The sequence below is a fragment of the Streptomyces sp. NPDC004629 genome (genome assembly GCF_042873595.1).
Taxonomy (GTDB): Bacteria; Actinomycetota; Actinomycetes; order Streptomycetales; family Streptomycetaceae; genus Streptomyces.
In genome coordinates this window covers 337,593-345,197 of record NZ_JBIALO010000008.1, presented here as the reverse complement: position 1 = coordinate 345,197, position 7,605 = coordinate 337,593, and the positions used below count along the sequence as shown (strand labels likewise).

General features: G+C 72.1%; 7 protein-coding genes and 1 pseudogene. 3 read left to right on the top strand and 5 right to left on the bottom strand.

The window, feature by feature from the left end:
* Positions 1 to 460: 460 nt before the first annotated feature.
* Positions 461 to 1,114, bottom strand: a complete 654-nt coding sequence (locus ACFYTE_RS15250; RefSeq protein ID WP_388709685.1) for an FMN-dependent NADH-azoreductase — start codon at positions 1,112 to 1,114, stop codon at positions 461 to 463.
* 423 nt (positions 1,115 to 1,537) lie between these two features.
* A complete protein-coding gene (locus tag ACFYTE_RS15245; protein ID WP_388709654.1) occupies positions 1,538 to 1,918 on the bottom strand; it encodes a winged helix-turn-helix transcriptional regulator in 381 nt (126 codons plus the stop codon).
* A 92-nt stretch (positions 1,919 to 2,010) separates the two neighbouring features.
* On the opposite strand from ACFYTE_RS15245, the gene ACFYTE_RS15240 reads away from it, so the two are divergent.
* The 3 genes and pseudogenes from ACFYTE_RS15240 (at position 2,011) to ACFYTE_RS15230 (ending at position 3,579) form a co-directional block, all read left to right on the top strand.
* A complete protein-coding gene (locus ACFYTE_RS15240; RefSeq protein ID WP_388709652.1) occupies positions 2,011 to 2,913 on the top strand; it encodes an LLM class flavin-dependent oxidoreductase in 903 nt (300 codons plus the stop codon).
* Positions 2,910 to 3,290 (top strand): annotated as a pseudogene (locus ACFYTE_RS15235) (FAD-binding protein); the annotation flags it as partial. The gene ACFYTE_RS15240 and the pseudogene ACFYTE_RS15235, both read left to right, overlap by 4 nt.
* The gene (locus ACFYTE_RS15230; protein WP_388709687.1) at positions 3,289 to 3,579 is read left to right on the top strand and encodes a hypothetical protein; all 291 of its coding nucleotides are present in this window, start codon (positions 3,289 to 3,291) and stop codon (positions 3,577 to 3,579) included. The pseudogene ACFYTE_RS15235 and the gene ACFYTE_RS15230, both read left to right, overlap by 2 nt.
* A gap of 72 nt (positions 3,580 to 3,651) precedes the next feature.
* Here ACFYTE_RS15230 and ACFYTE_RS15225 read toward each other — a convergent pair whose 3' ends face one another.
* The 3 genes from ACFYTE_RS15225 to ACFYTE_RS15215 are packed head-to-tail and all read right to left on the bottom strand — an operon-like array spanning position 3,652 to position 7,392.
* Positions 3,652 to 4,713: a FecCD family ABC transporter permease gene (locus ACFYTE_RS15225; protein ID WP_388709650.1), complete on the bottom strand. Its 1,062-nt coding sequence runs from the start codon at positions 4,711 to 4,713 to the stop codon at positions 3,652 to 3,654.
* Positions 4,710 to 5,768 (bottom strand): FecCD family ABC transporter permease, encoded by a 1,059-nt coding sequence (locus tag ACFYTE_RS15220; protein WP_388709648.1) that lies wholly within the window; start codon positions 5,766 to 5,768, stop codon positions 4,710 to 4,712. The genes ACFYTE_RS15225 and ACFYTE_RS15220 overlap by 4 nt, the downstream gene beginning before the upstream one ends.
* Positions 5,758 to 7,392: a (2,3-dihydroxybenzoyl)adenylate synthase gene (locus ACFYTE_RS15215; protein ID WP_388709646.1), complete on the bottom strand. Its 1,635-nt coding sequence runs from the start codon at positions 7,390 to 7,392 to the stop codon at positions 5,758 to 5,760. The genes ACFYTE_RS15220 and ACFYTE_RS15215 overlap by 11 nt, the downstream gene beginning before the upstream one ends.
* Between the last annotated feature and the right edge of the window lie 213 nt (positions 7,393 to 7,605).

Sequence of the window (7,605 nt, the reverse complement as noted above, 5' to 3'; positions counted from 1 at the left end):
GCCGGGGGGGGGGGGCGGGGGGGGCCGGCCGGGGGGGGGCCCCCCCCCCCCCCCCCGGGCCCCCCCGGCCCCGCCGGGGGGCGGGGGGGGGGGGGGGGCGGGGGGCCCGGGGCCCGGGCCCCCCCCCCGACAAGGTCCTTCTCGAACGACATGAAGTGAGCGCCGGGTATGTGTCCCGTCAGATAGGAGTGTCGTGCCCCGAAGCCGTCCCCTGTCTCCCGGCCGACCTCAAGGACAACGATCTTCGCGCCGGCGCGCAGGGCGGTGTCGAGGTTCTTCGCCGACGTGATGACGGCCTTCGTGGACGCTGGACGCACCTGATGCCCTCCCTGTTTCGCTGGTGAAATAACCATCACCTACAGGGAAGCGATACGCTATGGATCGTTTATGACAGCATCAAGAAGTTAATGCGTAGCGGATATGTATCACTTCGCGGTGCGAGGCCGCTGAGTGGTTCGGCTCAGGCCGCGGCCACCCGTTGCGCCACTTCCTTGCCCTTGGTGGCGGCGTCCTCCAGGGCCGTGGCCCAGGAGTGCTCGGCCAGGGGAACGAGTTCGGCCATGGCCGGGTTGGCGGCGGCGGCGGTCAGTTCGGGGACGATGAAGTCGATCTCAAAGCCCATGTACTCGCCGAGGATGGACCGCAGGTAATTCTGCACGTGCTCGGACGACTCCCGCGGAGTGCCCGGCGCGTAGGAGCCGCCCCGGCTGGCCACGACGGTGAGCGGGACGCCCTTCACGCTGGAGTGGTCACCCGTGGTGCGGTCGACCAGGAGCACATGGTCGATCCAGCTCTTGAGGGTCGAGGGGATCGCGAAGTTGTACATCGGGGCGCCGAGCAGCACGGCGTCGGCCCGCTCCAGTTCCTCGACCAGCGTCAGGCGCCTGGCGAACGCCGCGGCCTGCACCGGCGTCCGGGAGTCCGCGTCCACGAAAGCCGCGGAGACACCGTGCACATCCAGATGGGGCAGCGGGTCGGCGGCGAGGTCGCGGTGGACCACCGTGCCGCCGGGGTGCTGTTCCCGCCACGCATCACGGAACTTCAGCGCCACCGTGCGGGACTTGGAATCACTGCCGGGGTGCAGGGACGAATCGAGATGGAGCAGGGTCGCCATGGGGAACTCCAGGTGCGTGATGGTGCGCGATGCGTGAACTGTCGTGGCTGCCGGCAGGGGCAGCACGTGTCCACGGTGCTCCGCGGGCACCGTCGGCACCAGGAGCCGATTAGTCACTAATGGAAAGTAAGTGGGTGGCCCTCGCCGTACGCCCGCAGTGCCGCAGGCGTACGGGCGGCTGTGCAGGACGGGCGTCCGTACATCGAAGCGGCCCGCCGGGCGCGGAGCGGGGCGTGACCGGCTCGGGTGGGACCGCCGAGCCGCTGACCGCTCACGTCGATGCGTCGTTCGTCGAAGCCCACGCCCGGCTCCGCCGCGACCACCACGGCGACCGGCACCCCGCCGCCCAAAGCAACTCCCTTTCCGGCAGGGCGACTTCGTCGGCGACACCGGCTTCCACCGGCAGAGTGCCGGCGGTGGTCGTCAGCCTTGGCCGGGATCGCCGGCCCGCCGGGCGGCGTGCCGGACGCTCCACTGCGCCAGGGGCTGCAGGGCGGCCATCAGGGCCTGTCCCTCCCCGGTCAGGCCGTAGTGCACCTGCACCGGGGTACTGGGGATCACGGTCCGCTCCATGAGCCCTTCGGCTTCGAGTTCCTTCAGACGCTGCGCGAGCAGCCGGTCCGAGATGCCGTCGATCACGGCCCGGAACTCGCCGAAGCGGTGGGCGCCCTGGAGGGCGGCTGCCAGGATCGATCCCGTCCAGCGGCGCCCGACCAGTTCGAGGGCGCCCTGGAAACTCGGGCATGCTTCGTCATGGATGGAGCCGCGCTCCAGACGCACGGGCCGGGGCCGGGTGGTGATCACTTCCGCACTACTCCTTGATCCTATGTACTTACTAAAGATTAGCACCTTACTGCCTTTTTGCCGGGCGGGCCGGTCCACAGGACCGTGGTCCCATGACCGACTACGGACGCCCGCTCTCCTTCGGACTGAGCCTGGATCCCACGGCCGGGTCACTGGAGCGGACCCGGCGTCTCACGCGCCTGGCCGAGGACGGCGGCCTTGACCACCTCGCCGTCCAGGACCATCCATACCAACCGGCCCACCTGGACACCTGGACCCTGATCAGCAGCCTCTCCGCGGACACGCAGCGCATCTCGTTCCTCACCGACGTGGCGGACCTGCAACTGCGCCCGCCGACGATGCTCGCCAAGGCCGCCGCCTCGCTGAGCGTGCTCACCGACGGCCGTATCCAACTCGGCGTCGGCGGCGGCGCCTTCACCGAGGCCATCGCCTCGATGGGCGGGACACCACGGCGCGGCGAACAGATGGTCGCCTTCACCGAGGAGTCCCTCGGGCTCATGCGTCAGGCCCTTGCCGGGGCCACCGTACGGCTGCACAGTCCGCACCACTCGGTGGCCGGCTACCACGCCGGCCCCGTGCCCCCCAGGCCCGTCGAGCTGTGGCTCGGTGCCCAGAAGCGCAAGATGCTGGCGGTGACGGGCCGTTCGGCGGACGGCTGGATCTCCCCGTTGAACATCTACGTCCCGCCGCACGAGGTACCGGCCCGACAACAGATCATCGATGAGGCGGCCACCGCCGCCGGACGCACCCCGCAGTCCGTCCGCCGCGTCTACAACGTGCTCGGCGTCATCGGGGCCGGCGGACAGGACGACCACGGGCTCGTCGGTGACGTACGCCGCTGGGTGGACACGCTCACCGAGTGGGCGGTCGTCCTCGGGTTTGACACGTTCGTGTTCTGGCCCGTGGTCGACCCCGAGCATCAGGTCGCCATTTTCGCCACCGAGGTCGCGCCGGCGGTGCGCGAGCGCGTCGAGGCCGTGCGGAAGGAGCGATGACGACCGGTCTCGGCGCGGTGCCGACGGGCCTGGCCGGCAAGATCGTCACCCCGGACGACCGCCGCTTCGCGCTGCTCCGCTCCACATACACCACCACGGACCGTCCGGCGGCGATCGTCCTTGCGGCATCGGCCGACGACATCGCCGCGGCGCTGCTGCTGGCCCGCGAGCGGCATCTGCGGATCGCGGTCCGCAGCGGGGGACACGGTCTGTCCGGCAGCGGCACGAACGACGGCGGCCTCGTCATCGACCTGAGCGGGCTGACCCGTGTCGATGTCCTCGATCGGGACGCGCGCCTGGTCCGGGTGGAGGCGGGTGCGCGCTGGGCCCAGGTCGCCCAGGCGCTCGCCCCGCACGGACTGGCCATCAGCTCCGGTGACCACGGCAACGTCGGGGTCGGGGGCCTGGCCACCGCCGGCGGCATCGGATGGCTCGGCCCGCAGGGAACTGCTCGCCTGCCCCGATCCGGCCCGCTGGACCGAACTGCTGAACGCACACGACAGCGACGGCGCCCCCGTGTGCTGCCATCCGCAGCCGGGACTGCCGTCCCACCAGCAGTGGCGGACTCTGCTGACGGTCAGCCTCGACCTGGCGAACGGACGGCTGCGGTGCCACGACGGCGGACCGTGCACGGCGGGGGAGGACTCGTCCTGGGAGCACTTCTGACCCCCGCCTTTCGCTCGGCTCCGTGCCGGGCCTTCCCCCCCGTCACACAGAGGACGGCCGACCCGGGTGCGCTCAGATCCGGCCCGTCCGGCGCTGCCGGCGCAGCAGCAGCCCCAGGTAGACCCCGCCGACCACCGCCGTCACCACGCCCACCGGCAACTGGGCCGTCTCATGGATGCGTTGGGAGGCGAAGTCGGCGATCACCACCACCAGGGCGCCGGTGCACGTGGCCGCCGCGAGGTTCGGGCCGGGGGCGCGGGTGAGGCGGCGTGCCAGCTGGGGCGCGATGAGCGCCACGAACGGGACCGGGCCCGCAGCGGCCGTCGCCACCGCGCACGCGGCCGTGGCCAGAACGAGGATCGCCAGACGGGTGCGCTGCACGGGCACCCCGAGCCCGCCCGCCACATCGTCGCCCATCTCCAGCATCCTCAGCCGGCCCGCGACCAGCGCCACCAGGGGCAGCATCACGGCCAGCCCGACGGCGGCCGGGCGGACATCGCCCCAGTCCCGGCCGTTCAGACTGCCGTTGAGCCACACCATGGCCTGCGCGGCCTGCGTGAAGCGGGCCTTGGCGAGCAGATAGGCGTTGACGCCCTGGAGTAGCGCGCTGACACCGATGCCGACCAGGACCAGACGGTAGCCGTGGACGCCGTGGCGCCACGCCAGGACGTAGACGAGGAAGGCGGTGGCCAGGCCGCCGCCCACCGCGCCGAAGGCGATCTGTCCGCCGGTGCCGCCCGCGACCAGCACCACCAGCAGGCCGCCGGTGGCGGAGCCGTAGGTGAAGCCCACGATGTCGGGGCTGCCCAGCGGATTGCGGGACAGGCTCTGGAACAGCGCCCCGCTCAGGCCCAGGGCGGCGCCGACCAGGATGCCGGTGAGCAGCCGGGGCAGCCGCAGTTCGTTGACGACGAAGTCCGTGCGGGGGCTGCCGTTGCCGAGCAGGGTGCGCACCACGTCGGCGGGGGAGATGGCGTACTCGCCGGTGCCGAGGGCGAGTACGCCCACCCCTACGGTGGCCGCGAGGACCAGCAGACACACCGTCAGGGTACGGACGTCCACCCGCAGCGACAGCCGCTGAGAGCGGCTGCGCACCACATGGACGCGGGGGGAGGCGGTCACGGGGCCGGTCATGCCGACACCGTCCTGCGGTGGCGGACCAGCGCGATGAACACGGGCGCGCCGACGACGGCCGTCACCACGCCCGCGTCGAGTTCGTCGGGGCGGACGACGGCCCGGCCCAGGACGTCCGCGAAGAGCAGCAGCGCCGGGGCGAGCAGCATGGACAGCGGGAGCGTCCAGCGCTGGTCGGCTCCGACGATCAGCCGGGCCATGTGCGGGACGGCGAGGCCCACGAAGACCAGCGGGCCCACGGCGGCGGTCGCCGCACCGCACAGCAGCGTCACCGCGAGCAGCCCCAGGAAGCGGGTGCGGTCCAGGTGGGCGCCGAGCGCGCGGGCGGCTTCGTCGCCCAGGGCGAGGGCGTTGAGCGGGCGGACCAGCGCGAGGGCCAGCAGCAGACCGACCCCGATGAACGGCGCGATGGCGGTGAGTGTCGCGCCGTCGGCGCGGGCCAGCGAGCCCACGCTCCAGAACCGCAACTGGTCCAGGACCTGGGCGTCGAGCAGCATGAGGGTCTGGCCGGCGCCGGTGAAGACAGCGGCGATCACCGCGCCGCTCAGCGCCAGCCGCTCCGGGGTGGCACCGCTGCGTCCGCCGGAGGCCAGCGAGTAGGCGAGCAGGCCGGCGATCACCGCGCCGGCCATCGCGAACCACACCGAGACCCACAGGCTGGTCAGCCCCAGTACGGTGATGGACAGGACCACGCCCGCGGCGGCGCCCGCGTTGATGCCGAGCAGCCCGGGGTCGGCCAGCGGGTTGCGGGTGAGTGCCTGGATCAGCGCGCCCGCGGCGCCGAGCGCGGCGCCGGCGGCGATGCCGGCGAGGGTACGGGGCACCCGGACGTCCCAGATCACCGAACTCGCCGTGGACCCGTCGTCGTGCAGCAGGGCGTGCACGACCGTGGACAGCGCGAGCGAGCGGGACCCGATCGCCAGGCTCAGCGCGACGGCCGCGAGCAGCAGGAGCAGGGCGCCGAGCACGGCAAGGGAGCGCGTCGACGTCCGGCGCCTCTGGCTCCGGCCCGTCCTGGCCGGGTCGAGTGCCGTCGTGGCGATGTCAGTGGACACCGCCGTCCTCCGTGCGCTGTTGTCCGGCGATCCTGCGGCCGAGTTCCTTCTTGTCGGTCTTGCCGACCGAGGTGCGGGGGAACGCGTCCATCACTTCGACCCGGTCGGGGAGTTTGTACGCGGCGAGCCCGCGGTCGGTCAGGAAGGCGGCCAACTCCCGCTGAGCGGGGGCCGGCCGGCCGGCGCGCGGGACGAGGCAGGCGCAGGTGCGTTCGCCCAGCGTCGCATCGGGCATGCCGACCACGGCGGCGTCGTGCACGCCGGGGTGGGCCATGATGTGGTTCTCCAGTTCCTCGGCGGAGATCTTGTCGCCGCCCCGGTTGATCTGGTCCTTGGCCCGCCCCTCGACGACCAGATGGCCTAAGGGCAGGACACGCACCAGGTCGCCGGTGCGGTAGAAGCCGTCGTCGCTGAAGGTGCGGGCATTGTGCTCGGGCGCCCGGTAGTAGCCGCGCAGCGTGTAGGGGCCGCGGGTGAGCAGTTCGCCCGTAGCGCCAGGGGCGACGTCCTGGCCGTCCTCGTCGACCACGCGGATCTCGTCGTCGGGGCAGAGGGGCCGGCCCTGGGTCTGGATCACCAGGTCGGAAGGGTCGTCCAGGCGCGTGTAGTTGAGGAGGCCCTCCGCCATGCCGAAGACCTGCTGGAGGGTGCAGCCGAGCGCGGGCCGGACCCGGGCGGCCGGTTCGGCGCCCAGCTTGGAGCCGCCGACCTGGAGCAGGCGCAGCGAGGACAGGTCGGCTTCCTCCCACTCGACCGCGTCCAGCCACAGCAGGGCGACGGGCGGGACCACGGCGGTCGCGGTGACCTTCTCGCGCTCGATCAGCCCGAAGGCGTCCTCCGGGCTGGGCGTGGGGGAGAGGACCACCGTGCCGCCCACCATCAAGGTGCCCAGCAGGCCGGGGCAGGCGAGCGCGAAGTTGTGCGCGGTGGGCAGCACGACCAGGTAGACGGTGTCGCTGTCGAAGCCGCAGAGCTCGGCGCTGGCACGGACGTTGTAGGTGTAGTCGTCGTGGGTGCGGGGGATCAGTTTCGGCTTGCCGGTGGTGCCGCCGGACAGCAGGAGCAGCGCCACGTCACCGGGGTCCGGCTCGGCGAGCGGCACCGGTTCGGCGTCGACATCGGCGAGTGGGGTGAACTCGGCGGCCTCGCCGGCCACCAGGACATGCTCGATGGACGGCACCGCCTTGCGCGCGGCTCGGGCGAGCGCGCGGTGATCGAAGCCGTCGAGGCCATCCGGGATCGCATAGGCCGTGGCGCCGGCCGTCTCGGCCACGTGCACGATCTCGCTCTCCCGGTGGGCCGGCAGCGTCAGGACCGGCACCGCGCCCGCCCGGAGCAGTGCGAAGAACAGCACCACGAAGGCGTCGGTGTTGGGGAGTTGGACGACCACGCGGTCGCCGGCGCCGATGCCGAGCCGCCGCAGACCGGCGGCCTGGCGGTCCGCGCGCCGGTCGAGTTCGGCGTATGTCCAGCGGTCACCGGCGGCGCCGACGAGCGCGATCCGGTCCGGATCGGCCGCCGCCCGCTCACGCAGGAGCCGGTCAAGGGGCCGGCCTTCCCAGTACCCGGCGGCGCGATACCGCCGTGCGAATGAATCCGGCCAGGGCACCCACCCGTCGAGCATGCTCAACTCCCACCTGCTGTTTAGGAGAGGCTTACCTAAATTGCGATCACGGTCAAGTGCGCCGAGCTGATCCGGAGTGGCCCTGGACGGACCTTGGTCCCGGCAGCTAGGTTCTATGGCGATTAGGTTAGGGTAACCTAAGTTCAGGGAGGTAGCTCGTTGCTGCGTTATCGGAGCGCGGAGACGGAACTGCCGGCAGACGGAGATCCCCTC

Coding starts and splice junctions, on each gene's coding strand:
- ACFYTE_RS15240 (WP_388709652.1), top strand. CDS start 2,011: ATGACCGACTACGGACGCCCGCTCTCCTTCGGACTGAGCCTGGATCCC.
- ACFYTE_RS15250 (WP_388709685.1), bottom strand. CDS start 1,114: ATGGCGACCCTGCTCCATCTCGATTCGTCCCTGCACCCCGGCAGTGAT.
- ACFYTE_RS15215 (WP_388709646.1), bottom strand. CDS start 7,392: ATGCTCGACGGGTGGGTGCCCTGGCCGGATTCATTCGCACGGCGGTAT.
- ACFYTE_RS15225 (WP_388709650.1), bottom strand. CDS start 4,713: ATGACCGGCCCCGTGACCGCCTCCCCCCGCGTCCATGTGGTGCGCAGC.